At 52.7% G+C, this 26,396-nt stretch carries 23 protein-coding genes; 8 read left to right on the top strand and 15 right to left on the bottom strand.

What is annotated here, in order from left to right; all coding sequences use genetic code 11:
* Positions 1–706 precede the first annotated feature (706 nt).
* Positions 707–1,702, top strand: coding sequence for a type I glyceraldehyde-3-phosphate dehydrogenase (gap, locus tag J2I47_RS05345; protein ID WP_207363517.1), 996 nt, complete (start codon positions 707–709; stop codon positions 1,700–1,702).
* Positions 1,703–1,784: 82 nt separating this feature from the next.
* Here the strand turns inward: gap and trmB are convergent, their stop codons facing one another.
* From trmB to J2I47_RS05375, 6 genes are all read right to left on the bottom strand, one after another.
* Positions 1,785–2,450: a tRNA (guanosine(46)-N7)-methyltransferase TrmB gene (gene trmB / locus J2I47_RS05350; protein ID WP_207363518.1), complete on the bottom strand. Its 666-nt coding sequence runs from the start codon at positions 2,448–2,450 to the stop codon at positions 1,785–1,787.
* A gap of 6 nt (positions 2,451–2,456) precedes the next feature.
* Positions 2,457–3,770, bottom strand: coding sequence for a bifunctional folylpolyglutamate synthase/dihydrofolate synthase (locus J2I47_RS05355; protein ID WP_207363519.1), 1,314 nt, complete (start codon positions 3,768–3,770; stop codon positions 2,457–2,459).
* Between the two features lie 34 nt (positions 3,771–3,804).
* The gene (locus J2I47_RS05360) at positions 3,805–4,743 is read right to left on the bottom strand and encodes a hypothetical protein (protein WP_207363520.1); all 939 of its coding nucleotides are present in this window, start codon (positions 4,741–4,743) and stop codon (positions 3,805–3,807) included.
* Positions 4,744–4,879: 136 nt separating this feature from the next.
* Complete coding sequence (locus J2I47_RS05365; RefSeq protein ID WP_207363521.1) at positions 4,880–6,127, bottom strand: HU domain-containing protein; 1,248 nt, start codon at positions 6,125–6,127, stop codon at positions 4,880–4,882.
* Positions 6,127–7,830: a TonB-dependent receptor gene (locus J2I47_RS05370; protein ID WP_229374300.1), complete on the bottom strand. Its 1,704-nt coding sequence runs from the start codon at positions 7,828–7,830 to the stop codon at positions 6,127–6,129. Before J2I47_RS05370 ends, J2I47_RS05365 begins: the two co-directional genes overlap by 1 nt.
* A 17-nt stretch (positions 7,831–7,847) precedes the next feature.
* Positions 7,848–10,880: a tetratricopeptide repeat protein gene (locus J2I47_RS05375; RefSeq protein ID WP_207363522.1), complete on the bottom strand. Its 3,033-nt coding sequence runs from the start codon at positions 10,878–10,880 to the stop codon at positions 7,848–7,850.
* Between the two features lie 123 nt (positions 10,881–11,003).
* Here J2I47_RS05375 and J2I47_RS05380 point away from each other — a divergent pair, with 123 nt between their 5' ends.
* A complete protein-coding gene (locus tag J2I47_RS05380; RefSeq protein WP_262899001.1) occupies positions 11,004–12,923 on the top strand; it encodes a M61 family metallopeptidase in 1,920 nt (639 codons plus the stop codon).
* A gap of 137 nt (positions 12,924–13,060) precedes the next feature.
* Here the strand turns inward: J2I47_RS05380 and J2I47_RS05385 are convergent, their stop codons facing one another.
* Entirely contained in the window at positions 13,061–13,303 is a 243-nt protein-coding gene (locus J2I47_RS05385) for a hypothetical protein (protein WP_207363523.1), read from the bottom strand.
* Between the two features lie 141 nt (positions 13,304–13,444).
* Between J2I47_RS05385 and J2I47_RS05390 the strand changes: the two genes are divergently transcribed.
* Together J2I47_RS05390 and arr are read left to right on the top strand one after the other, a co-directional pair.
* Positions 13,445–14,431 carry a tetratricopeptide repeat protein gene (locus J2I47_RS05390; protein ID WP_229374302.1) on the top strand — a complete coding sequence of 329 codons (987 nt, stop codon included), beginning with the start codon at positions 13,445–13,447 and terminating at the stop codon, positions 14,429–14,431.
* Positions 14,432–14,478: 47 nt separating this feature from the next.
* Positions 14,479–14,925: an NAD(+)--rifampin ADP-ribosyltransferase gene (gene arr, locus J2I47_RS05395; protein WP_207363525.1), complete on the top strand. Its 447-nt coding sequence runs from the start codon at positions 14,479–14,481 to the stop codon at positions 14,923–14,925.
* Between the two features lie 25 nt (positions 14,926–14,950).
* Here the strand turns inward: arr and menD are convergent, their stop codons facing one another.
* The 3 genes from menD to J2I47_RS05410 all read right to left on the bottom strand — a co-directional run bounded on the left by menD (position 14,951) and on the right by J2I47_RS05410 (position 17,929).
* A complete protein-coding gene (gene menD / locus J2I47_RS05400; RefSeq protein ID WP_207363526.1) occupies positions 14,951–16,675 on the bottom strand; it encodes a 2-succinyl-5-enolpyruvyl-6-hydroxy-3-cyclohexene-1-carboxylic-acid synthase in 1,725 nt (574 codons plus the stop codon).
* A 48-nt stretch (positions 16,676–16,723) separates the two neighbouring features.
* A complete protein-coding gene (locus tag J2I47_RS05405; RefSeq protein WP_207363527.1) occupies positions 16,724–17,164 on the bottom strand; it encodes an EVE domain-containing protein in 441 nt (146 codons plus the stop codon).
* Between the two features lie 186 nt (positions 17,165–17,350).
* Positions 17,351–17,929, bottom strand: coding sequence for a DinB family protein (locus tag J2I47_RS05410; RefSeq protein ID WP_207363528.1), 579 nt, complete (start codon positions 17,927–17,929; stop codon positions 17,351–17,353).
* A 303-nt stretch (positions 17,930–18,232) separates the two neighbouring features.
* Between J2I47_RS05410 and J2I47_RS05415 the strand changes: the two genes are divergently transcribed.
* Positions 18,233–19,762, top strand: a complete 1,530-nt coding sequence (locus tag J2I47_RS05415; protein WP_229374304.1) for a capsule assembly Wzi family protein — start codon at positions 18,233–18,235, stop codon at positions 19,760–19,762.
* A gap of 7 nt (positions 19,763–19,769) precedes the next feature.
* On the opposite strand, the gene J2I47_RS05420 is transcribed toward J2I47_RS05415, so the two are convergent.
* From J2I47_RS05420 to nusB, 5 genes are all read right to left on the bottom strand, one after another.
* The gene (locus J2I47_RS05420) at positions 19,770–20,474 is read right to left on the bottom strand and encodes a YbbR-like domain-containing protein (RefSeq protein WP_207363530.1); all 705 of its coding nucleotides are present in this window, start codon (positions 20,472–20,474) and stop codon (positions 19,770–19,772) included.
* A gap of 31 nt (positions 20,475–20,505) precedes the next feature.
* Positions 20,506–20,820, bottom strand: coding sequence for a preprotein translocase subunit YajC (gene yajC / locus J2I47_RS05425; RefSeq protein ID WP_207363531.1), 315 nt, complete (start codon positions 20,818–20,820; stop codon positions 20,506–20,508).
* 126 nt (positions 20,821–20,946) lie between these two features.
* On the bottom strand, positions 20,947–21,390 hold the full coding sequence (locus J2I47_RS05430) for a DUF1573 domain-containing protein (RefSeq protein ID WP_310587629.1): 444 nt from the start codon (positions 21,388–21,390) through the stop codon (positions 20,947–20,949).
* Between the two features lie 22 nt (positions 21,391–21,412).
* Positions 21,413–21,715, bottom strand: a complete 303-nt coding sequence (locus J2I47_RS05435) for a YtxH domain-containing protein (protein WP_207363532.1) — start codon at positions 21,713–21,715, stop codon at positions 21,413–21,415.
* A gap of 131 nt (positions 21,716–21,846) precedes the next feature.
* A complete protein-coding gene (nusB, locus tag J2I47_RS05440; RefSeq protein ID WP_207363533.1) occupies positions 21,847–22,983 on the bottom strand; it encodes a transcription antitermination factor NusB in 1,137 nt (378 codons plus the stop codon).
* Between the two features lie 162 nt (positions 22,984–23,145).
* Here nusB and J2I47_RS05445 point away from each other — a divergent pair, with 162 nt between their 5' ends.
* The 3 genes from J2I47_RS05445 (at position 23,146) to J2I47_RS05455 (ending at position 26,077) form a co-directional block, all read left to right on the top strand.
* Positions 23,146–23,862, top strand: a complete 717-nt coding sequence (locus J2I47_RS05445) for a hypothetical protein (protein ID WP_207363534.1) — start codon at positions 23,146–23,148, stop codon at positions 23,860–23,862.
* Positions 23,863–24,017: 155 nt separating this feature from the next.
* The gene (locus tag J2I47_RS05450) at positions 24,018–25,808 is read left to right on the top strand and encodes an ABC transporter ATP-binding protein (RefSeq protein ID WP_207363535.1); all 1,791 of its coding nucleotides are present in this window, start codon (positions 24,018–24,020) and stop codon (positions 25,806–25,808) included.
* 35 nt (positions 25,809–25,843) lie between these two features.
* The gene (locus tag J2I47_RS05455; RefSeq protein WP_207363536.1) at positions 25,844–26,077 is read left to right on the top strand and encodes a DUF433 domain-containing protein; all 234 of its coding nucleotides are present in this window, start codon (positions 25,844–25,846) and stop codon (positions 26,075–26,077) included.
* Positions 26,078–26,396 lie beyond the last annotated feature (319 nt).

Genomic DNA, 26,396 nt, shown 5'->3' on the forward strand with positions numbered 1-26,396 from the left:
TATGACAGTACCAGTATAAGATTGGTTGTTGTTATCTGTAGCCACTAGTTGGCTTATATCAGTATCGAGGAAAGACTGATGGTGTAGTATGTAGAGCAGGTTTGCCATAAGCATGCTGTTGCTTTGGTTACCCTGTCTGTAGAAGCGAATCTACGACCAGTGCGGTATTAGCAGGATCCTGTCTTACAACTTGGTCGTGTTGGTCGTGTTTGTAGGAGCTTTTATTTCGGACTCACTAGGTGTATGGTTATACCCAGTCTATGACCAGATCCTCTTCCTTATCAATACGGATTGATCCCACTGAGAATAATAGACTTCCATCATTCTTCGATAGCAGCATCCACCTTACTGACTGAACTGACGAATCAATAGAGACGAAAGAATCATTTAGCAAATACGATAGTCAATTTTAGCAAATGCGTTATACAGGCAGCAAATATTAGTAAATAATATTAGTATTACTAAATATTATCGAAAAAACTGACAGATTGGCTAAAAAATTAATCAAAAATAATAGCAAAAAGACGAAATTTAGCGCAATATGTTAGCAAATAGATGATTTTACTAAATATTGCTGTGGTATTTACTAATCGATTTGCTAAACCGCATCCTTTTCTGCTAAATCTACTCGCTTGTAGTTGCGCCCTCTCTTTATCAGTTCATACGCGTATATTTGAGGCCGTTAACCAAACCTGTTTATATCCGAATGGCAACCATTAAAGTAGCGATCAACGGTTTTGGACGTATTGGACGTCTCTCCTTCCGTCGATTATTGGAAAAAGAAAATATTGAGATCGTTGCTATCAACGACCTAACCGATAATAATACCCTTGCCCACCTGCTGAAATACGATTCAGTACACGGCCGGTTCAATGGTCAGGTAGAGGCCGATGCAGATAGCCTGACTGTAAATGGAAAGCGGATTCATGCCTATGCAGAGCGCGACCCTAAATTACTTCCCTGGGCTTCTTTAGGCATCGATGTCGTGCTTGAGTCGACAGGACGTTTTGTGGATGAAGCAGGCGCAGGCCAGCATATCACAGCCGGTTGCAAAAAGGTGGTTATATCGGCTCCTGCCAAAGGCAACATTCCAACCGTAGTACTCGGTGTAAATGACAACATCCTGACCGGTAACGAGACAATTATCTCCAACGCCTCCTGCACAACTAACTGCCTGGCTCCAATGGCAAAAGTCCTTGACGATAATTTCGGTATCGAACGGGGTTTTATGACCACTATTCACGCCTACACGGCTGATCAGAACTTGCAGGACGCGCCTCATTCTGATATGCGCCGCGCGCGGGCAGCTGCCTTGTCCATTGTACCAACCTCTACAGGTGCAGCTAAAGCCATTGGCTTGATCATGCCCCATCTGAAGGGAAAACTCGACGGTAATTCGATGCGCGTACCAACGCCGGATGGGTCGATCACTGATTTTTCTGTAATTCTGAAAAAAGAGGCAACCGTAGAGGAAATTAACCGGGTCATGAAGGAAGCTGCAGAGACAACCATGAAAGGTATTCTGCACTACGAAACAGATGAACTGGTATCGGCTGATATTATCGGTAGTTCCTACTCATGCATTTTCGATTCGAAACTGACCACCTCGATGGGCAACTTTGTCAAAGTAGTTGGCTGGTACGATAATGAGTACGGCTACTCAAGCCGTGTGGCTGATTTGATGGAACGTTTGTTCAGCTAAAAAGGTAAGCGTTAACGATCGTATTACTACACACCAAGAGAGGCTGCCCCAATCAGGGCAGCCTCTCTTGGTGTAGCTTAGGTCAACGTACTGTTTTTTGACTAACTAGATAGTTTATTGAGAAGCCTTTGGCAAAGAACATCGCCTCATACTTGGTTTGAATACCCAGATGGCGTTCGTTCAGTGGTGATTTATAAAGGTCATTCGTCCAGTCGAGCAACGTGAAGCCATTGGCAGGTAGCGAATCCAGGCTGTAAGCGAAAAAAGGAAGATTATCTGTCTTTAGGTGAAGAAATCCTTCAGGTTTCAGTAGACGACTATACATGGCCAGAAATTTGGCGTAGGTAAGCCGGTGTTTTTCCTGTTTATCACGCGGTTGCGGATCGGGGAAGGTAATCCATAGCTCGCTGATCTCACCGGGAGCAAAGAATTCCTCCAGGTATTGGATATCCGTTCGCAAAAAGGCCACGTTGGTTAAGTTTTCGGTCAATGCCTGTTGTGAGCCCCGGGCAATACGGTCACCTTTTACATCCACACCGATAAAGTTTTTAGCAGGGTAGGCATGGGCCAATCCCACCGTGTACTCCCCCTTGCCACAGCCTAACTCAACCACGATTGGCTGGTCGGTAGGAAACTGATCACGATTCCAGGCACCTTTGATGGTAGTGTAAGTCGGTTTTCCCCGCTCAATGACATTATAGGCCAGTCGGTTCTGTTCGAATCGCTGTAATTTCAATCGACCACTCATTCTTGTTTAATCTAAGGGGGCCAACTCGGCCACTATATAGGTACTGCCCGTTACCAGGACCAGATCTGCAGGCGTAGCCCTGGCTAATGCGGCTGCCAGGGCCACATTCACATCCTCATACACCGCACCTATCTTACCGTGCCGCATGGCTGTTTCGGCTAATTCGGCGGCGGGAAGCGCTCTGGGTAACTGGGCAGCACAAAAGTAATACTGGGCATCGTCCGGAAGGAGCGGCCAGATAGCCGCTACTTTTTTTTCACGCACAAGGCCCATCACGATATGAAGTTGCTCATGCGGGACCGTATAAACCGTATCGAATAATGCCCGCAAACCAGGTTCATTATGAGCCGTATCGGCAATGACAAGGGGCAACGACATGTTGTCTGATTGCGGAATAGAGATAGTCTGAAACCGACCACGCAAACCTGTCTGACTCAACACAGACGCGCAACCAGCCCTGATCGCCTCATCTGAAACTGGCCATTGGCTGCTTAACACCGCTAGCGATGTAAGCACTGTTTGTAGATTCTGTAGCTGATAAAGACCAGGTAAGGCCAATCCAAGGGAAAGCGATTTGTCGGCGTCTAGCTGCTGAGCCTCAATCAGGCGAATACCATTGGCTAAACCAGCATCTACACACTGCCAAACCGTTTCGGCATACGTGATGGGCGCCTGTTGTCTGGCAGCGACAGCGTCGAACACAGGCCAGGTCTCAGGATGGCGTTCTCCAATTACCACCGGCACGCCGGGCTTGATAATACCAGCTTTCTCAGCGGCAATAAGCGGTAGCGTCTCACCTAAAATATCGGTATGGTCAAAGCCAATGTTGGTAATCACGCTCAAGTCAGGGGTGATGACATTGGTTGAATCCAGCCGACCGCCCAGGCCCACTTCCACAATGGCCAGGTCGACCTTTTCACGGGCGAATCGGTCAAAGGCCATCGCTACCGTTACTTCAAAAAAGGAAGGTGATCGTTGCTCAATAACTGCCTGGTTGGCCACTACAAAATCCACTACCGCCTGCTCGTCAATTGCTTGTCCGTTGACTCTAATCCGTTCAGTGAAGGATTTAAGGTGTGGTGAGGTATAAAGCCCCACCCGGTATCCAGCCGACTGGTAAATACTGGCCAGTAGGTGTGAGGTACTCCCTTTCCCGTTAGTTCCTGCCACGTGTATACTGGGAAACTGATGATGTGGCTCACCCAGGGCCGCCAGCAGTGCCAGCGTATTGTCAAGGCCGGGTTTGTAGGCAGTGGCCCCAACCCGGTGAAAAACAGGTAGCCGGTCATAGAGATAGCTGACCGCTTCAGAATACGTCATGAACAAGAAAAAGGCAAAACGCGATGATGCGTTGCTATCTGGCGCTGATGGTTACCGTTAACGTGCCTACGGTGATCTCCGACGGGGTTACAGACCCTTTCGGCCGCAGGCGGAACCGCAGCACCTGCCGCTGGTAGAAACGCTCCACAGACGGGCTTACGGTCTGGGTCATGGGGCGCGCCGAGACAATGTTACCATCACTGTCTACCCGAATCTGATAGATAATTTTGCCGCCCTCATCTGAATCATCTTTATCGAGGCGATTGTTGCCAAACGCCCAACCCGAAACGTTCAGCGCTACCCCCGACGATGAGCCACCGGGTTTGCCATAAAACTCTTTAGCGTTAATATTTCCGTCGGGATTACCCTTATCCCCTACGCCAGACCGGTCGTCTCCGTTATTGTTGCCTCCTATACCCGACGCTTTACCATTGGTGCCGTTGGAACCACCCGACCCCGACGATTTTTTGTAGAGTGCATTCGGATCTACGGTCTCTACTTTTTTAGCCGGTTCCGTACGGGGCGGGGCCGATACGGTTTTAGGGGAGGACGCTTCAGGACGCTTCGTTTCAGGCCTGTCAGGCACGGTAACGGGGCTTTCAGCCCTTGAGGCAATGATTGGTTTTTCGGAAACTGTTTTTGCCGGTTTTGCCTCCGGGGTACGTTCAGACGGCGTTGGCCGGGTGCGTTCCACACGGGGCGTGGTGGCCACTTTGGGGTTAGGCTTGTCGTCGGAACGCTTCACGTTTTCCGCCCTCGGCGATGGGTTGGGTTTGTTATACGTCTGCACCGACCCGCTACCCACGTCTGACGTGCCGAAGTTTACTTCAATGTATTCCACGGGTGGCGGCTGGGGCGTACTAGCCGAGATGCTGACCAGAAACAGCACAATCAGCAGCAACACCATCATGGCAAACGACCCCGCAAAGGCGGCCGTCCGGGCTTCAGCTTCGTTATCGTAGGCAATACGCATGAGAGTTGGTGTCGATGGACAGGGTTGACGATGCCAAAATAACGGTAGAACGGCCATTTTCGTTGTTAGGGTCGCTATAAACTACAAAAAAGGCGGCCATCAGGCCGCCTTTTTTATGCGCTAACAAACTGACAACCTACCGGTTACGCACAATTATAGCGTGTGTGCCGGTGAATTGAGTAAGTGAATCTTTATGAGCGGCAGCCTCACTGAGGGTGGCAGCACCCAGGGCCGCTACCTTAATCAACTCACCTTTATGAGTTGGTAGGATCGCTGCATCTGTGTAACCGGCAGCAACAAGTCGTTTGCGTAAGCGAAGGGCGTTATTGCGGTTAGCAAAACTTCCCACCACAAGGGCATATGGACTACCACCAAAAGGCCGAACAACCACCCTGTTTGTTTTGACAGCCTTTTTAACCGGAGCAACCGCAGCTTTTATCGGCAGTGACGCCTTAACAGCAACAGGCTCAACCGTTGGCGTTGGCACGGCTACTGCTACAACCTCTTTTTCAGGGGCCAGATCAGGCTTCTTAGCCGCCGGGGCATCTGGTGACGGAGCAGGGGTCGGAACAGCCGTAGTCATTCCATTACCCAGTTCCTCCTCAACTGGAACAGCAGGAACAGACGGGGTGACAACCGCAGCCGAAGGCTTCACGTCTTCAGCAGCGGTGGCACGTGACCACGTTGGCATTGATGCGGGAGCAAACACCCGAAACATGGATGCCGGATTCAAACTGCTTTGTAGACCCTGATTAGGATGCAATACAGTGAAATAGCTGATGAAACCAAGTGACCCGGCCAAAAATGCTACGGCAGCCCAGCGCCAACCCGGCGACAACTGCCGAACGGGCATCTCCAGCACGGGCACGTCATCATCAGCAGAATCAACGGCCGCCACGAACAGGGGGTTTCGTTTGGGCTCACCGGCTGCTTCAAGCATGGGCTGAGTCAGCAGCACAGGAATAGTCTGGTATTGAACAGGTCCCAGTCCGTATGCACTGCTAAGGAAATTATGCCGCAGTTCGGGATCAAACTGCAGGCTATTCTCCGCATTCAGCGAAAACAGGCCAATACCATCAATGGAATAGCTACCCTGCTGTTGCGCCGTTTGCTTGATCTCCTGCACAAAGGCGTCTATGTGATTCAGCGCCGCCTCGCGGTTGCAGCGTTCATGGAACATGAGGTAATTGACCAGAATGCCATCATCGAGCCGCATAGCCTCATTAAAGGCCAACCGGCGACGGGGTGGCAGAAACAGGCCATCCCGTTCGTTGTAGGAAGCCGACACAGCATGGGTCAGGAACGCGCCCAAACCAGGCACAACAAGACAGTCATACTGATAAAGCAATTTTTTGAGGTAGTCGCCGATGGGTTGCATAGTCATCAAAAAGAGTAGGAGATTCCGCCGAGAAAGTTAAGTCCTTGCACCCGGTAATACAAATACCGCTGATACGTTTGGCCGAGGATGTTATTAAACGAGATAAACGCCGACACCTGCTTACCCAGCAGGTAATCGATTTTCAGGTTCAAATCATAGATAACAGGCAGACGAACGGTTTCGTTGGTGACGAAATTTTTATTGTGAATGCCGCCGTAAACGTAAAAATCAGACGTAACAAACAGCTTTTTCTCCAGTGAATAGCTGTTTTGCCAACTGGCCGATACCCGCGGCCGGCCCCAGGCTTCATCCAGCCGGTCCAGATCATACCGGAACACGTCGGCTTTCAGCGTTGACCGGAAATTATCGTTGGGTGAATAGCCAATCTGTCCCGACAGGGTCAACACCTGCGCGTAACCGCCGTCGTAGAGGGTATAAAATTTTGTTGTGTCGGCCAGGGTATTGTTGAAGGCATAGAAATTACGGTAACGGGCATACGACACTTTACCCTCGTAGCTGAATCCATTGCCCAACTGTCCTTTCGAGCCGCCGTAGATGTCGTAGGATTTAGTAGTGTTAGCCAGCACCACGTCGGGAGCCAGCCAGCGGTTTTCCGACAGGAAGCTTTGCAGGGTGTTCCGCACAATATCGCCGTCGAGGCCCGCAAAGAAGTGGATGTTCCCCGCCGGCACCACGTCGATATTGACGACCGGGAAGGCCCGGGTGTTGTTGATACCCAGCCGTTTGTCAGTTTCGTTAACGGCGTTTAAGGCCAGGGTGACCGCAAAATTCGGAGCCGTGTATTTAAACGCCGGACGCAGCCGAAACAAATTACGCGTATCTGTCTCACGATCAACACGTTGGGTCAGGCTCGCGTCTGCATCGACCAAGGCCACAATGTTATCGGTAATGGCGAGTGAACTTTGAAAATGGGTGCTCCAGTCGGTTTCGGCGGCGCGGTAGGCATCGCGCAGACTCGACAAATTTGTGCGCAGCGAATAGTCCACCGCCTGGTCTTTACCCGTGTTTTCGATACCCAGGTTAAGCCGGAATGTGCTAAGGCGCTGCAAGAGACTGTCCCGATTGGGCACTACCCGCGCGCCATTTTCGGTAATGGGCCGGTAACCATAGAAAAAGTACCGTTGCTGATCGAAGCCCACGCCGCCGGTTAGTTTCATGTTGCCCGTATTGTAACTGCCCTTCAGGTCGAGGCGGGTTTCGCGCTGCGCCGAATTAGCCCCATCCACCGGCCCGATAGCCGACGCCAAATGCCGCGCCGACGCCTCCACCCCCAGCCCACTGGCAGTGGAGGTCTGGTAAAATCCTTCGCCGTAAAAGGTATTGTAGTTGCCCGCTCCGATTTTTACATAGTTCGATAAGGCCGTGCGCCCCTCGGCCTGAGCCTGAGCGGGGGTAAGCACCGTAGGCTGAATACGCGGGTCGCCAATGGTCAGTTTGCGGTCCTGAAATTCGTAGGTCAGCTTACGGGCGTCGGTGTTTGGCTTAGGAGCCGGAATCTTGTTGATGATCCGGGTGGCGGGTGGCAACTCAATCCGACGGCTTTTCTCGACGGTGATTTCCTGACTCTCAATTTCGCTGGGTTTGGCCGGCTTGGTCGGCTGTTGCGCCAGCATGACCGACGGCAGGCCAAATAGCAACAGCCCACTGACCAACAGCGATTTAGTAACTGAATGATGGGGAATTGACATACGGTTGGATAGGGTCATTATTTAGGTTCGCCAAGGGAATCACGCTTCTTTTTGGCTTCGGCCACAATCTCCGCATCAGCGGCATTGTCGATGATCGAACTCAGAACGGCACGGGCCTGCGCCGTTTCACCCAAGGCAATGTTATTGTCAGCAACGAGCAAAAAGGCCTTGCCTTTCCAGTAATCGAAACCGTCGAACACCTGGTTGAACTTCAGCAGGGTGGCAATCGACTCCTTGTATTTTTTCTGCCGGTATTGCGCGTCGCCAATCAGGTAATTGGCTTCGGCACCACTCACGTCTTTCGCCAGAGCTACCGTCTTTTCAAAATCGGCAATGGCCGTTTTATAGTCAGCTTTGGCCAGGGCTACCTTACCCAGCACCAGTTGCGCGCGGTTTTGTGCACCCGGCACCACGTTACCGCCATTCACCAGTTCACGGGCATACACCGCTGCCGAGTCAATTTTGTAGACCAGGTACGTGTCCATCAAACCCAGTTGGGCATTTACCTGATCAGTACGGTCATTGGCGCGGCTCAGCACAAAGCGGTAATTCCTGACGGCGTTGGCGTAGTTCTGCCCTTTCCGCTCCAGCTCAGCCGCACGCGATGCTGCTTTCGTGGCAAAATCGGTCTGCCCCGACTGCACCAGCTGGTTATAGAGTTTCAGCGCACTCGCTACGTCGCCGGTTTTGGCGTAGGAGTCAGCACCATAGTACCGCGCCTCGGCCCCATTGGCACTGTTGGGGTATTCCTGCACAAAGGCCTTGAAAGCCGTGATGGCCTGCGGGTATTTACCCGCGAAATACAGCGACTTGGCATTTTCCAGTTCAGCTTTCTCGGTGTCGGTGCTACCGGGGTTTTTCTTTTTATAGTCGCCCAGGGCACCGGAAAATTCTTCGGCCCGACCGGCGTCGTCGAGCACGTTTTGTAAGCCAAGCAGCGCACTTTGCGCCTGGGGCGTGTTGCCATAGTCAGACAGGATACGCTTGTAATCGGCTACGGCGGGGTCGTACTGCTGTTGGTTACTGTAGGCTACGGCCCGCTTCAACAGCGCAGCCGGAATAAGATAACTGCTTGGCTTCGTGCTGATTAACCGCGAGAATCCATTCACAGCACCACCGAAATTTCCTTTCTCGAAGTCGACGTTGGCCGTTTGGAACAGGGCATCGTCGGCGTAGCGCGAGTTGGGGTTCTTTTGCACCTGATCAAACAGAGTGCGGGCTTCGGCATCACGCCCTACGTAGGTGAAAATAATGGCCTTCTGGTAGGTTGCGTAGTCGGCGTCGGCACGGCCGGTTTCAATGGCGCGGTCGTAGGCCTGCACCGCTTCGGTATACTGCTTGGTTGCCAGCAAACAGTCGGCGGTGCGGATCAGCGCATCACCCAGCAACACGGCATCGTCGGGATTCGACCTGGTGAAGGCCCGGAAATAAGTCAATGCTTTGGCGTAGTCTTTTTGGTTATAGTACGCATAGCCCAGCCCATACTGCGCCCTGCTGGCGTAGGTGCCCGATTTGATGGCAGCATAAAGCGGTATGGCTTCGGTGAATTTTTTCTGTGCTGATAGCGCCTCGGCTTTCCAGAACGTGGCGTCGGCCTTTACATTATCATCGGCGGGGGTGGCAATGGCCTTATTCAGGTTCACCAGAGCCGCATCATACCGTTCGGCGTTGAAATCGGCCACCGCCTGGTTGAAGGTCAGCCGTTGGTAGGTGGCATTGATGCGGGGAGTACGGCGTTTAAGTTTTTCCAGATACGCAATAGCTACCGGGTAGTTGTTCGAGGCCAGATAGCCCTCGCCCAGTAGTTCGTTGGCTTCGTTCTCAAACTTGCTGTCGGGGTATTTTTTCAGGAAATCGTTCAGTTCGTTGATAGCATCGGCCCCGCGCTGCTGATCGAGCTGTAGCTTGGCATGGGTGAAACGGGCCTCTTCCTGAATGGAGGGATTAAACGACAACCGCCCCGCCTGATCAAATGCCGTCAGCGCGTAGGCTGGGTTGTCGGTCTGTAAATAGCTGATTCCCAGCGTATAGGCGGCATACTGCGCGGTGGTATCCTTCCCTCCTGCCGGGCCTTTGAGCTGGTTGATGGCTTCGGCATAATTGCCCGTTTTATAGAGCGATTGCCCGTAGCGGTAACGAACAGCCGCTGGAACAGCCGTGCCCTTGGCTGCTATGTAGCGTTTATAAGCCGGAATAGCCCGGTCATATTGCCCTTGCCGGTAGTAGACCTCGGCCGTAAACAAACTCACCTCGGCCAGAGTGTTGCCCGGTGACCGTGCCAGCAGTGGTTCGGTATAGGCCGTTAACTCGTCGTAGCGCCCCTGTTTATAGAGAGCCTGCGCAATCCAGTTGGGTACTTCGTTCTTGTAGGTTGGATCATTCTGGATACGCCGGAAGTCGTTCACGGCTTCGGCGTAGTTGCCATTACGAAACAGGATCACCCCGGCATAGTACGATGCTGCCGACGCGTCGGGGAAATTTGGGTCGGTCTTTACCTGATTGAACAGGGGCAGCGCACGGGGCAGGTCCTGCGTATTATAGTAGGCCAGGGCCAGCTGGTACTGCAACGACCGCTGCCGTGCCCCCGAATTTGATCCGTTCACCGCCTTTTCCAGGTAGGTAATGGCGTTGGTATAGTCTTGCTGACCGATGTAATACGTACCCAGATCGCCGTAAAGCTGCCCGGCTTTGGGGTTTTCGCTGTGGTTGCGCACAAAGCGATCGACCAGCGCTTCAGCCCCCGGATCGTTGGCATACAGGCTGGACAGGGCAATGTAGTATTCAGCCGAAATGGCGTTAGGATCGGCGGCAGGTGACCCGGCAGCGGGCGTGCCCGTGGCATTAAGCAGTGGTCGACGCTGGGCTAGGTACCGCTGAAACTCAGCGCGAGCAGCGGCATAATTGGTCTTTCCGAACAGTTCCAGGCCATTGCGATAGTACAGCTCGGGTTCGGTATAGGATAGGGTGCGCTGGGCAGTGGCCGGCAGGGCTAGCAGCGATGCCAGAACCACGCATAGTGCACCCCAAAAACGATGTGACGGTAGTTGCATAGAACCGGTGAACGGTTGTGTAAGGGTAGAAAGCATTGTAGTTTCGCAAACTCAAAACGGCCATAAAATGGCTGTTTTGGCCCGGTAAACTTACCCAATCAACGAATGTAGTGCTCTTTCCGTATGAAAAAACTCCTGGCCGCCGGCCTTTTAGCCTGTACGCTTCTAACCCTATTTAGTGGCCCCATTCACCCGCTTAAGGCAGCACCACGCTCCTACCCGGCCCCCCATGCCGACGATCCGGTGCCCGCTCCTGCCGCCCAGATTCGGTACGTGCTCTCGATGCCACAGCCACAAACCCATTACTTTGAAGTGGAAATGCGCTTGCAAAACGCGGCGAAAGCTACCAACGCGAGCAAAGACGGCTACTTCGATTTGAAAATGCCCGTCTGGACACCCGGCTCCTATCTCATTCGGGAATACGCTAAAAATGTGGAGGGGTTCACCGCCCTGGCCGGTACGCAGCCCGTGCGGTCGGAAAAAGTGAGCAAGAACACCTGGCGGATCTACACCAAAGCCGATGATGTGACGGTGCGGTACCGCGTTTATTCGTTTGAATTTTCGGTGCGCAACAGCTTCCTCGACGATACCCACGGCTACCTCAACGGGGCCAGCATTTTTTTGTACAGCAACGCCCTGAAAAATAACCCGTTGCAGGTACAGGTGGTGCCGTTTACCGGCTGGAAAAAGGTGGCCACGGGCCTGAAACCCGTGGCCAGCAGTGAGTTCACCTTCGAAGCACCCAACTACGATATCCTGGTCGACTCGCCGATGGAGATTGGCAACCACGACATCATTTCGTTTACAGCCAGCAACCCCGCTAACCTAGGGCAGGCTATTCCGCACACGGTAGCCATGTACGGCAACGTGCAGTATGATGCCGCCAAACTCGCCGCCGACTACAAGCGTGTTTGCGAAACCGCGGCCAGCGTGGTTGGCGAACATCCCTGCACCGATTACACCTTCATCGTGCACCACACCAATCAGGGTGGCGGTGGGCTGGAACACCTGAACTCCACGACCCTGCAAACCAACCGCGCAGCCTATGCTACAGAAGCCAATTACAAAGGTTTTCTGACGCTGGTGGCCCATGAATACTTCCACCTCTGGAACGTGAAACGCATTCGTCCCATTGCGCTCGGACCGTTCGATTACGAAAATGAGAACTACACGCATATGCTCTGGCTATCAGAGGGTTGCACGTCGTTCTACGAAGATTACATTCTGCGCCGGGCGGGCTTTCATACGCCGGAAGAGTACCTGCGCGTGGTAGCGGGCGATATTTCGGGTATCGAAAATGCACCGGGCAACCGGGTACAGTCGGCGGCCGAATCGAGCTTCGATGCGTGGATCAAGTACTACCGCCCCAACGAGAATTCGGCCAACAGCACCGTATCGTATTACTCGAAAGGAGCCGTATTGGGGTCGTTGCTGAACCTGGCCATTCTGGGTGCCACCGACGGGAAAAGGTCGATGGATGATCTACTGCGGTATCTCTATCAGGAGTATTACAAAAAGCAGCAGCGTGGTTTCACCGACGACGAGTTCCGCAAGGCCGCCGAGCAAATAGCGGGTAAACCGCTTGCCGACTTCTTCGACAATGGCGTAAACGGTACAGGGCCGCTGAACTACAATGCTTATTTTGAGCCCGTTGGCCTGCGGCTGGTCAACGCCGCCGAGACGCCGGAGGCACGACAGCAGCAGGGTGGTTTTCTGGGTGCCACCGCCCGTACCAACCCCGCAACTAACCGGGCTACGATCACGAGCGTGCGCCGGGGGTCGGCTGCCGAACTGGGTGGTCTCAACGTGGGCGATGAGGTATTGGCTATAGACGGGGCCACTTTAACAGAGGACCTGACAAAGACGCTTGCAGGTCGCAAGGCAGGTGAACGCCTGAAAATGAGCGTGAACCGGGGCGGCATCTCCCGCGAATTTACCGTACAACTCACCGAAAGCCCTCTGCTCGGCTACCGCCTCGAGCCTCTTGCCAACGCAAGCGAGAAGCAGAAAGCGCTGTATAATAAGTGGCTGTACATTAAATGATGAGCGATGAGTTTGCTCGTGCCTATACCCCCCGCCCTAAAGGGTGCCCGCTGGCGCGTCAATAGCTTTACCAGAGCTTATGCTCATGCGCCAGCGGGCACCCTTTAGGGCGGGGGGTATAGGCACGAGCAAATTCATCACTCATCATTACTCATCGCTCCGCTCCAGTCCCGGTCCATTTCGCCAAAGCGGGCTAGCACAGAGGCCATAAATGATTCAGAGATCATGCTCTCTACATCGTCGGGGCCGGTCACGTCGAACTCACCGATCTTATAGGTCTGTTCGTAGGGACCGGCCTCAATTTTTACGATGTATTTGCTGTTCCAACTGTACAGACTGATTTTGACCTGTGGATGAGGAAGGTCTTTTATATAGCGCATAAGGGGATGAAAAGTAAAGGAATGTATAATGCACAATGTACAATGTACAATGGCCTCCGGTTCAATAGCATAGAGCATATTGGAGTGAAGGTGAGGCGGCGGTATGGTAGGCTCTTAGCATTGTACCTTATACATTGTACATTGTACATTACTTCTTGCACCGACCGCACCGGCGAGGCAGCGCAGTTCTTTCTGAAAGGCAATGTACAGTTGCAAAAACGGGAGTATAAAGAAGCCATCCGGTATTACACCGAAGCCATTGCTAAAAAAGGTAATTTTGCCGATGCCTACAGTAACCGGGGGCTGGCCCACTACCGCAATGGCGAGCTGGAGGCAGCGCAGGCTGACTTAACCAAAGCAATTGAGGTCGACGCGGCCTTTGAACCCGCTTACCTCAACCGCGCCGACGTGTTTCTCGCTACCGGACAACCCACCGATGCGCTCCGCGATTTACAGCAAATTGCCAAAACCTATAAAGACTCCACGTTCTACCAAACCCGCCTCGGCGAGGCCTATGCTGGTCTGAACAATGCCGGACAGGCACAATCGGCTTTTGACAAAGCCATTTTGCTCGACCCCAAAAATGCTGAAGCACTCACCAACCGGGCGGCACTGGCGTTTGGCCAAAAACGGTATGCCGATGCCCAGGCCGATCTGAAACAAGCGCTGGCTATTGACCCCAACCGGGCTGAGACGCTAAACAATCAGGCCCTGCTGCTGGCCCAGACAGGCCAATTTGCGCAGGCACTGCCGTTTGTAGAACGGGCATTGGCCCAGCAACCCACCCAGCCCTACTACCGCAACAACAAAGGTTATCTGCTCCTGATGCTCAACCGCGACGCTGATGCACTCCCTCTGATTGAGGATGCCCTCCGGGCCAATAACAAAAACGCCTGGGCACACCGAAATCTGGGTATTTATTACCTCCGTCGAAAACAAGCTGCCAAAGCACTAACCAGTTTCCAGCAGGCCGAACAACTCGACTCGTCGGTCGATCAATTATATGCTTACATAGGCAAAGCCCATCTGGCACTGGGTCATAAACCAGCGGCCTGCGCCGCCTGGCAACGAGGCCAACAGGCTGGCGATGAACAGGTTAATGACCTATTAAGGACAAATTGCCGGTAACGTGCCTATAGCTATTCTTTAACCGAAACTGAAAGCAAGCGGAAGCAATGAAAGCAAATCCAAGTGAAGAAAAGCCAGCATCTTTCACCCACGAATGGAGTTCTCAACTGTTTTATCATGGCACTAAGGCTGATCTGAAGCCCGGCGACTTAATTGAACCCGGCTTTAAATCAAATTACGGCAAGCAGAAGCAGGCATCCTTTGTCTACCTGACCGCCACCCTGGATGCCGCTGTGTGGGGGGCTGAATTGGCGCTGGGCGAATCCCCCGGCAGAATTTATGTTGTAGAGCCAACCGGCCCGTTTGAAGACGATCCCAATCTGACGGACAAGAAGTTTCCCGGAAACCCAACAAAGTCATACCGTTCCCGGCATCCGCTTCGGGTTTCTGGTGAGGTTACAGATTGGCAGGGACATGCCCCGGAACAACTCAGGGCCATGAAAGAGAACCTTGAGCGACTGAAGCAACTTGGCATCGAGGCCATTGAGGACTAAGTGGTCAGGCAACAACGCCGACTCATTATTTTCTGCCTTTATATGCCTTGAAATCAGCCTCATTGACGAATTTATCCGTTTTGATTTCAAGGATACGCGGGCAATCTGACGGGGCATAAAAGCGGCTTAATGCCTCAGAAAGTGCATCCTGGTCAGCAACAGCCTCATAATCGCAATGATGATCAGCGGCGGTACGCTGGGCGGTCAGGTCGTGGGGGGTTTCGAAATAGGTTTCTAGTTCGGGCTGGGATGAGGAGCCATCGATGATGCGGAAAATATGTCCGGCGGCATTGTTGAGCAGCACCACGCGCAGGTTTTTGGGCAGGTCTGGTTGCCAGAGCGCGTTGCGGTCGTAGAAAAACGATACGTCGCCGATAAGCAGCGTCACCACAGCCTGGGTACGCAGGGCCGCCCCCACGGCGGTGCTCATGCAGCCGTCGATGCCGCTCGTACCCCGATTGGCCCACACACGCACCTGCTGTCGGGCGTCCAGACCACACAGGTTGGCATACCGAACAGGCATGCTGTTGCCCAGGTGTAGGTGCGATCCATCAGGCAGCGCCTCCAGCACCCGCTGCGTGGCCGACCAGTCGGTGAAGGGTGCTTCCCGCAAATGACTTTCCATCAGTCGGCGGGCGGCGCGGTCGGCGGTTTGCCAGGTGGTCAGGTACGTGCTTTCTTCATCGCTGTCGTCGTCACCCTGCCTAAACCGCTGATAATCAATGTCGGCGAGCAGTTTGGTCAGAAATGGCAGCGGGGCCATTGGTATCTGGGTGGTCAATGACCGGAACGGGTCAATGAGCCGGGCGGTGGTGGGGCGGATGTGCCAGTGTCGTGTGGGCGGATAGGCACGGAGGTACGTTTTCAGGTTGCGCGTCAGCAATGAATTGCCCAGTGTAATCAGTAGCTCCGGGCGGAGGCGTTCCAGCAGGTCGGTGTCTTTTTGGGCCAACAACGTATCTGAACTACTGATAAACAGCTCGTTACGCCCCAGGTTGCTGATAATTTCGCCCACCACCGGCACCTGAAACTCCTGACTGATTTGGGTAAGTACGCGCATCAGCTCAGGCGAATAAGGCAGTTGACCCACAGTAATCAGTTTCCGTTCGGTACCGTCCCATTCATCCAGCAGCGCATGCCAGGCATCGGTGGGAAGCTGCGGCTCTACAGGCAGCGCCTCCACTACCCTACCCGCCTGATAAACAAACGTTTCGTCAGGGGCTGGGTAGAACGGCTCACGCAACGGTACGTTGATATGCACCGGCCCCGGCGGCGAGGCAACGCAGAGATTAACAGCCTCGTTACCAGTGCGTTCTATAAACCAGCGGGCATCGGCATGCGTGTAATCAGCGGGGAGTTGGTAGCTGCGTTTAACGTGCTTCCCGAAAAGACCATCCTGCGCAATCGTCTGCCCGTCCTGCTGGTAGAGCCACTCCAAAGGCCGGTCGGCGGTGAGCAGCAGCAGTGGCACTTCCGCGAAATACGCCTCGGCCACGGCAGGACTCAGGTTATACACTGCCGTACCCGACGTGCAGATAATAGCCACAGGCAACCCGCTCATCTGCGCCATGCCCAATGCCGTAAACCCCGCTGACCGCTCATCGGGCACCACACGGGCAGTCAGACCCGGATGCCGTGCCACCGCCAGGGTAAGCGGCGCTGAGCGTGAGCCAGGCGAGATCACCACATCACGAATGCCTTTTTTGTACAGCAGGTCGACTAAATCAAGGATGGGTTGAAGGAGCGCCATGATTGGGACAGCGATTAGTGTTGGACGCTTAATGTTTGATGGTGGACCTCAACCCTTCCTGGCTTCCCCCATTCCCCAGCCCAGAATCTGATCGAACTCGTCGGGCTTCACAGGCATGACCGACAACCGCGATTGTTTAATCAGGCCCATGTTGGCCAGCATCGGTTCAGCTTTGATTTGTGCCAACGGCACGGGCTGCGTGAAAACCAGGGTTGGTTCCAGTTCCACCACACACCAGGGTGTTGGTTTGCCGTTGGGCTCGGCGGGGGCAGTGGGGTCTTCATAGGCCTCGCGCATCACTGTAGCCACGCCTACCACGGCCGGGTTTGAGACGCTGTGGTAGAACAGGACCTGATCGCCCAGTTGCATCGCCGCGAGGTTGTTACGAGCCTGGTAATTTCGGACCCCGTCCCATACGGCCCGGCCCTGCGCCGTGAAATGAGACCAGCCATATTTTTCCGGCTCGGTCTTAACTAACCAATAATTCATGGATTGACTGTTCACATAAAAGCGGTAGCAGCCTGCCGAATCCCTTCCGATTTCCTGCCCACTGCTACCGCCTTTTATCTGGAGGCTATTTCTCGTACAAAACAAAAACTATAGACTAAACCTAACACTGTAAACCTGTTGATAGTCAAGTCATTGCATAAAACGACTTTTTAGCGCAAATACTGATCAATAATAGTCTTCACGATCAAATTTACCACCAAATTCATCGTCATCATCGGCGAAACGGCTGGTACCGGCATGGCTAAACGCCAGGGCTTTTTTCATAATCTGTATTTGTCCTGTATGGTAGGTATCATGGTTGATAATGCCATGCAGAAGGTCATAATACGTGTAGTCACGGCCCGGCACGATGTCTTCCAGGAACTCATCATCGTCGCGTTTATCGAGTTCATTAATGAGTTCTTCCTGACTCAGGCTCAACTCCATCTGTAGCGCCTCCCACTCAAAATCGTCAATTTTTTCGGGCAGTTGACCAAAGTTCTTCTCCGGAGTCAGAATATCAAATTCACCGTCTCCCTGCATTTTCTTCACGCAGAAGATGCGCCAGCTCGTCATGTGAAAGACAAGTTCGGCAATGGTATGCACGTTGGGCGTAAGGCGTCGGCCAACCATATCGGGGGTCAGGTCGCGCATAGCTCCGGCCACTGAGGGGCCGTGCCAGGCTTCTTCGCCCTCATAGGTAGTATTGAGCAAATCGATGATCCGCAGTAATTCGTCGTTATTGGGGTTATTTACTGTTTCCATAGCACTAATTCGGTTGGGACGTTTGACACCATTAAACATCAACCAACGCGGTAACTGATCTGTTATTCCGGGCAAAGGTAGGGCAATATTAGTGGCGTTCCGAAGATAGACCAAAACGAATAGCGATCACTATTGACCGGTAAATAGATACCAGGTAGTCGCGCTTGATAGATTACTTGGTCGTCTGGCTTGGATTTTGTAGCCTTCGCATTAGATTCAGCGCATTTTTTGTTGGTTCCCCCCATTTACTCTCGTTAATAATCAGCCTTGATGTATCGAATTACACTTCTAGTCTTCTGTAGTTTGGCAGCGTATGGACAAACTACAAAACCGCTTACTTTTCAGGTTGAATTAGGCAGTTATATAACGCCTCAGTTCACGGATAGCCAGCGAAAAGCCCAGGCCGGTTCTGCTGACCGGGCCGAAATTCCGTTCTGGCTTCGCGCCAATCAGTATGGCATTGTACCACGCGGTGAAAACGTTTATACGTTGCGCACAGGCCTCCGGGTAGACTACCACGGTGCACCCGTAACTGCCATCGACAGCCTCCGCGCCAGTCACCGCCATGTTGACTGGGGATGGGGATTCGATCTGGCCGCCAACGCCAATGGGTTTAATGCAAACCGGACAAAGCCAAGCAACATGGTAGCTTTTGTGCTTCCGGAGGCGTACGTAAAAATGCGGATTCGGGGCATTGAAGCCTGGGGTGGACGACGACGTGAAATTATTGGCCTTGCCGACTCTTCCTTATCAACAGGCTCCTATATCTGGTCGGGTAATGCCGTGCCCCCCCTCAAAATTCAACTCAATACGGTTGGCTGGGTGCCACTTACCCGCTGGCTGTACGTAAATGCACTCTACGCACATGGCTGGTTTGAATACAATCGGTTTGTAAAAGGATCAATGCTTCACCAAAAGGCACTGTATCTTCGGCTGGGCAGTGCAACAGGCAAGTTTTGGTTTATTGGTGGCATGAATCATTCTGTGCAGTGGGGTGGCAATAATGAATCACTACCCAGCTCATTTATTCGGAACAGCCAGCTACCTGCCAGTTCCGAGGACTACATCGATGTGGTGTTGGGGAGCAGCCTTGGTGATCGCCTTATCGACACGACCAAGTACAGCCCCTTTGATGCCGGAAACCGTATTGGTAATCACCTCGGTACGGTCGATTTGGGCATGGAATTTAGGGGCAAAGCGGTGTCGGTGTTTTTCTATCGACAAAGTATCTACGAAGACGGCTCACTGTTCTACCTTATCAATATAGCTGACGGACTCCATGGCACACGATTCACCAACAACCGGCCAAACCGGGGCGGCTTTCGGCTCAATCGGGCCGTATTGGAATACCTGAACACCTACAGCCAGGGAGGGGGCGAGTTCATCAACGAAGATCCCAGCAAACGGGGTCGTGACAACTATTTCAACCACGGCCAGTACCGCGATGGCTGGTCGAGCTATGGCCGCACGATTGGTACGCCGTTCATTGCCCCGGCTACTGACCTACCCAGCCGATATCCGGGCAATGAATTCACCAACAACAACCGTGTTCGGGTATACCATGTAGGCTTGTCGGGGCAATTTTCGAAGAGAATGGGGTTCACAGGCAAGTTTTCCTACAGCCAGAATTTAGGCATCTACGACGCCCCCTTCAACCAGATGGCAGCTCAATTTTCTGGAATGATTGGTTTGTATAGTCAGCTCAACTGGCTGGGAGGCACTGTGCTGAACACCACCGTAGGTTACGACAAAGGCGATCTGTACGAAAATAACCTTGGCTTATTCGTCAGTCTCAAGAAATCAGGACTAATCAAATCACGATTCACGAAATAAGCCAAGGTTATTTTTTCGGTACTGGTGACAACAACTCGGCTACTTCGAAACTAACGAAGACTTTGTCGTGACTACGTTTCACCAGAGGATGCTTGTAAGCGTTCAGCGGCAGTTCCTCGTCATAATTGTCGGCAATACGACGGCCGGGAATACGCACGACTAGTGTATCAGCAAACCCACGTACCAACCGTTCGGGGCCTTCTACCGTCAGCGTGGCTGGGGTGAAATTAATTACGCTCGACACCACAAACCGGGGTAGCAGGTCAATATGCGTACTATCGGGAATAAGCCGAATAGATTTTGTCATACGCCGCTCAAAGCCCATTTCCAGTGTGTCGGCCACTACGTAGTTGACCTTCAAACTCTTCACCTGTTCAGCCAGCGCGGCCGTCATAGCCGACGTATTAATAATGGATGCCTTCAGGGGGTTATTTACCGGATACTGCACCGGGCTGGTGCGAAATGGTAACCATGACAGCCGTAACAGTCCCCAGCCATCGCCCGACACATTAACGCGAACCGTGCGGGGCAATGCGGTAGTAGGGATAAAAAGCGAATCGTTGTACTGAAATTTTACGGGATAATTCACGTTCAGCGAATACCCGTCGCGGTTGAGGGCGTTCATAACCCAAAACAGGCCAGCTGCCAACAGGCAGGCCAGCCATTTCCCCATCTGAAAGGCCGGTTTCGAGGGGGTAGCTTCTTGTTGCATTGACGTAGTTCGGGGCAAAAACTGACGTAAATCAGGCCGCTTTTTCGGCATCAACTTTGGCCGAGGCCTCCCGCGCTATCGACGATTTATCGAACGTGAGTTTTACCCCACGGTCTACGTCGAGGGTCACGGTTGTGGCGTCAACGCTGGTAATTTTGCCATACAGGCCACCAATAGTCACAACGGCATCACCCTTTTTAAGGTTAGCTACAAAGTCTTTCTGTTGCTTTGCTTTTTGCTGTTGAGGCCGAATCATGAAAAAATACAGCACCAGCAACACTCCGCCCCAAAGCAGCAGTGTCAACATACCATTTTGGCCCATGGCCTGTGCAAGAACGACGTGCATATAAAAGTTTAAAGTTTAAAGACTAAGGTTTGCTGATTCAAAGCATGAAGTCTCGTGTTATTGTCTTCCTGATACGCTCACTGTCAGCGATCTACAACATTAAACTTTAGACTTTGACCATTGAACTTACTTCCCCTTCGGTTTCACCAGCACTTTGAACGAGATATCAGTAGTGGGGGGGTTAGTGTTGGCGTATACCGTAACGGTTTTGCGCTGTTCACCTTCTTTACCCCTGCTGTTGAACCGCACCTTCACCGTCGATGCAGCGCCGGGAGCAACCGGCTCACGGGGCCAGTCGGGCGTGGTGCATCCGCACGATGCCGTGATATTGTTGATGACCAGAGGCAATTCGCCGGTGTTGCTAAACGCGTAGGTATGCTCTACCGTATCGCCTTCGGTGATGGTACCAAAATCATGCACACCCGTTTCTTTGAACGTAATCTTAGCCGACTTACCTGCAATGGCATTGGCCTCGCCAACGGGTTGCCCCTGAGCATCGCGGCGGTTTGAACAGGCTGAGCCTACCCATACGAGCAGAAGAACAGCAAGGCTATACAAGGTAGTTTTCACGGGAAATAGACTGATTGATGGTTTATGCACCCTGTTGCTTGATCTGCGCCATCAGCCGATCAACATCTTCCAGCAACCGCTCGGCTTTCTCACGGGCGTCGTCAACAACACGCTGCCCTTCCGTTTTAGAAAAATTCTCCGGCAACTCAGCTGACTCCAGGATATCGTTGAGGAGTTGTTGCAATTGCTCCCGGTATTTCGACAAGCGGTACGATAGCCGGTCGCGGGTTACATGACCCTTCTCGGGGGCGTAGAGTAAGCCCAGAATGGTGCCTGTGGCAATTCCGGTCAGAAAAAAAGCGAGGTCACGACTTGATCTGCTCATGTGCAAAAATTTACGATGTACGAATTACGATATACGATGTATCGCTTACGGCTAAGTTGCTACAGTCTGTGTACGCAACCAATCGTAACCGCGGCGGCGGACCGCTCGTCATTCGTACATCGTAAATCAGTTCATTTATTGTCCAATAACCCCCGGCCACTCTTGCGGAGTTTGCCTTCGGTAGTCAATCGGGTCGCCAAGTTATCCAAAATTCCGTTGACAAACGTGCCGCTCTTGGGTGTGCTGTATGCTTTTGCCATGTCGATATACTCGTTGATGGTCACCTTCGTAGGGATGTTGGGGAAGGTAAGCATTTCGCAAACAGCGAGTTTCAGGATGATCAGGTCCAGAATAGCCACCCGGTCAAGCTCCCAGTTGTTAAGCTGTTCGCCGAGCAATTTTTCTACCTCAGCATCCCGCGTTAGGGCGTTTTGATACAGTTCGTTCAGAAACCGCTCGTCCTCTTCCCAGTCTTCGGTGAGTTGTTCCAGCGTCAATCCCTGCGGTCCCTGTACCGATTTCAGCGTCCGGATCGCCATGCCCCGCACTACTTCGCTGTTTTCCGTCCAGGCCAGGTCAATTTCGGCCAGATGGTCGCGGACGGTATCGTGTTTGAAAATCAACTGCCGCAGCAAATGCTGCACCAGTTGCTGGTCCTCGTCGGGCGTGTGCTGCCGGGCAGCACAATAGGCAATAAACGTTTCGTCAGTTTTCAGCACCTCGCGGTATGTCTTCCGCACAAAGGTCAGGTCTTCCGTCCAGGAAATGCCCCGACGGGTATTTTCCACCTGTAGGGGCTGGTGCGCCGTCAGCGCCTCGATGATGCGGTTTTGACTCAGATCAGAGGCATACACAAACGGCGTCTCATCGGGATCAGGAAAGCGGCGTTCGCGGTCCAGGCGCGACATGTGGCCAAATTCAACCAGCAACTGTAGTACTCGCAGGTAGTCGCTGTAAATGTCTTTAACGGCTTCAATAAGCCGCCCGGACAAAAACTGCTGATCTTTCCGATACCGGTTTTGGTAGTAGGTGACGGCGTCGTTAACGGCATCGATGACAGATTTGGGTACCTCCTGATCCTGAGCGGGTTCGTTGGTACGCACGGCCTCGTCGAAGAGCAACGCGGCCAGTTTGCGGTAACCTTCCAGCTGCCGCCTGTTCTGCGGCAGCATGGAATTGAGATCAGGCTGGAATTGATCATTGATGCCATCGACGGCCAACTGTTTCGTCGATTGATTGGCCTGCCGTAGCGCATAAAGGGTCTGCATGACCTTAATACGCAGGAGTCGTCTGCTTAACATGCCGCTTAAATCCTACTAATTCTACCGATATGGAAAAGAACACTGAATTGGTCTTGCAAAAATACGCCTAAATGGGTAGTTTTCCCAACTGTAACCCCGTATCGTTTGACCTAAATCTACCTCCTCCGTATGCTCTCGTACCGTTTTCTGGCCTGGTTAGGGCCTTTCATGCTGCTATGTCTGGGTGGCTGCCGGGTAGCTCAGCCTGCCTACTTCAGTCCCGCTCAACCGGCCTACACGCCTTCCTTACTGACGCCACCAGACCAGGTAACCCTGGCACCTGCACCAGTCCATCTGTCTACTGCTCCCCAGCCCAGCGAGTCGGCAGAACCGCACTACTCAACAGCAGCCCTCCAGCCCCGCAAAACCGTTCATGGCACGACGGCCCCCAGACCTATCACTACCAGTTTGGCCCTATCAACTGGTGTTCCCGTTCGGCATGGTAACCCCGACATAACCGTTCCCCGCCGTCCGGCCTGGTTATATACCAGTCAACTAATGGCCGGCTCACAAACCAACTACACTGCCAACCAGCTCATTCCCGACGAATTACCCTCAAAACGGCGCGTACCCAAGGGCGTTTTCTACGCGCTGGGCGGCAGCGTGTTGCCCTATGGCCTGTTTTTGCTGGCTCCGGTAGCTCCCTGGGTTTGGGTACTCAGCCTTACATTGCCGCTGGCGTCGATGTTAATAGCCGCCGGTTCGCTGGCCAAGATCCGGCGTAACAAAGCCCAGTTTCGGGGGCGGGGCTGGGCTGCTCTTGCCCTTGTCCTGGCAACGAGCTTCGTCGGCATGGCCCTCGTCACGTTCGCTGCCCTGGCCACGTCGGGCATTTTGTGGGAATAAGGAGGAGTTTAAAGTTTAAGGTTCAAGGTTTAAAGTTGGCTGATGCCAGCGTAGTGACGCGTCAGCCAACTTTAAACCTTGAACCTTAAACTTTAAACTAACCCTGAACCCTCCCCCCCACTGGCTGCGTTGCCACTACAGAACGACTTGTCTTTGTGGAAACGTTACGCGCCCTTTCGCACCTCAATAAATACCTGGCCCGCTACAAATGGTACCTCATCTGGGGTATTGTGTTCACGGCTATATCCAATCTCTTTGGCATCTTCCCCGCCCAGTTGGTGCGCTATTCGCTCGACCTGGTCCGCGAAACCCTCGACATCTATTACCTCTACGACAGCACGAGCCTTCAGCCTACGCTCTACGATATATTTGCGTTTAGCATACTGCTCTATGGCCTGCTGATTTTGGTGCTGGCCTTGCTAAAGGGGTTCTTCCTGTTTCTGGTGCGCCAGACGCTGATCGTGATGTCGCGGCATATTGAATACGACCTCAAAAACGACATCTACGACCACTACCAGACCCTGCCGCTGGCCTTCTATCGACAGCATAACACCGGCGATCTGATGGCCCGTATCTCGGAAGATGTAGGCAAGGTGCGGATGTATGTAGGGCCAAGCATCATGTACGGCATGAACCTGCTGGTGTTATTTGCGCTGGTTATCAGCTACATGGTGAGTATCAACGCCCGGTTAACGCTCTATGTACTACTACCGCTGCCTGTTCTGTCGGTGGGTATCTATCTGGTCGAGAACATCGTGATTCGACGGTCAGAAGAGATACAGCGGGCGTTGTCGCGGATGAGCACGTATGTACAGGAAGCGTTTTCGGGTATTCGGGTGCTGAAATCGTTTGTACAGGAGCAAAATTCCGTCAATAGCTTTGCTCATGAGGCCGATTCGTACCAGGAAAAATCGTTACGGCTCACGCTCGTCGATGCCCTGTGGCAGCCCCTGAGCGTACTGCTCATTGGCCTCAGCAACGTGCTGGTGGTCTACGTGGGCGGGCAGGAGGTGCTGGCCGGACGACTTACTGCGGGCAACATCACCGAGTTTATCCTGTATGTAAACATGCTCACCTGGCCCGTGATGGCCCTGGGCTGGACCACGAGCCAGACGCAGCGGGCGGCGGCCTCACAGCAGCGGATCAACGAATTTATGGCGGTGAAAACGCCGCTGGTGTCGACCAAAAACCTGCGCCGTGAGCTACAGGGGGCACTTTCATTTCATAACGTCCGCTTCGTCTACCCCGACACCGGCATTGTGGCGCTGAAAAATTTCTCCATGAACGTAGCGGCGGGCGAGTCGGTGGCGATTCTGGGTACGACGGGGTCCGGCAAAAGCACGCTGGCCAATTTGATCATGCGGATGTACGATGCCTCGACGGGCGAAATCCGTATCGACAATGTGCCGATCAAGGATTATGACCTGAGCAAGCTGCGCGGACAGATGGGCTACGTGCCGCAGGACGTGTTCCTGTTTTCCGACAGCATCAGCAACAACGTGCGCTTCGGACAGCCCAACATGCCGCAGGAACGCGTACTCCGCGCCGTAGCCGACGCCGATCTGGCCGACAACATCAGTCAGTTTCCCGAAGGCTTCGACACGCGCATTGGCGAGCGGGGTATAACATTGTCTGGGGGGCAAAAGCAGCGCCTGAGTATTGCTCGCGCCATTGCCCGCGACCCACGCATTCTGGTGCTGGACGATTGCCTAAGCGCGGTGGACACGAACACGGAAAACATTATCCTGAATAACTTAAAGCGGATCATGGAAAACCGCACCTCGGTCATCATTTCGCACCGCGTCTCCTCCGCCAAACTCGCCGATCAAATCATCGTACTGGACGACGGCGAAATCCGCGAAAAAGGCACCCACGACGAGCTAATGGCGCATAATGGTTTGTATAGGGAGCTGTATGACAAGCAGTTGCAGGGAGAAGAGGTGTAAGCTAACTTGGCTAGTCTTGAATAAATCGTCACCATATGAATGGCCAGGTAATCAACATCGACCCCAATATTCTAGGCGGAACACCCGTGTTTTTTGGTACGAGAGTTCCTATTAAAAACCTGTTTGACTATCTGGAAACTGGCGAATCCATCGACGTTTTTTTAGACGACTTTGACGGAGTACATAGAGATCAGGTTGTTCGCCTGCTTGAGATGTCGCAAAAATTAGTTGAAACTTCAGCAAACATTCTCAATGAAAATTTTGCTTGATGAGTGCGTCACTAAAATGCTCAAAAGCACCTGAATGATTTTGAGGTATACACGGTCAGAGAGTTTGAATTGAGTGGCATTAAGAATGGAGAATTGATGGCTTATTGCGTTGACAATAAGTTTGATATTCTTTTAACCATCGACAAGAATTTGATGTTTTAACAAAATCTTGATAAGTATCCGATATCAATTGTTGTTCTCAATTATCACACTAGTAAGATTGAAGAATTCATGATTTTTCTTCCTTCATTTAGAGATCAGATTTCTCAATTTGAAAAGTATCAAACTTATATTATCAACATATAATTACAGAGAAATA

The sequence above is a fragment of the Fibrella rubiginis genome, from assembly GCF_017353185.1.
In the GTDB taxonomy this organism is placed as follows: Bacteria; Bacteroidota; Bacteroidia; order Cytophagales; family Spirosomataceae; genus Fibrella; species Fibrella rubiginis.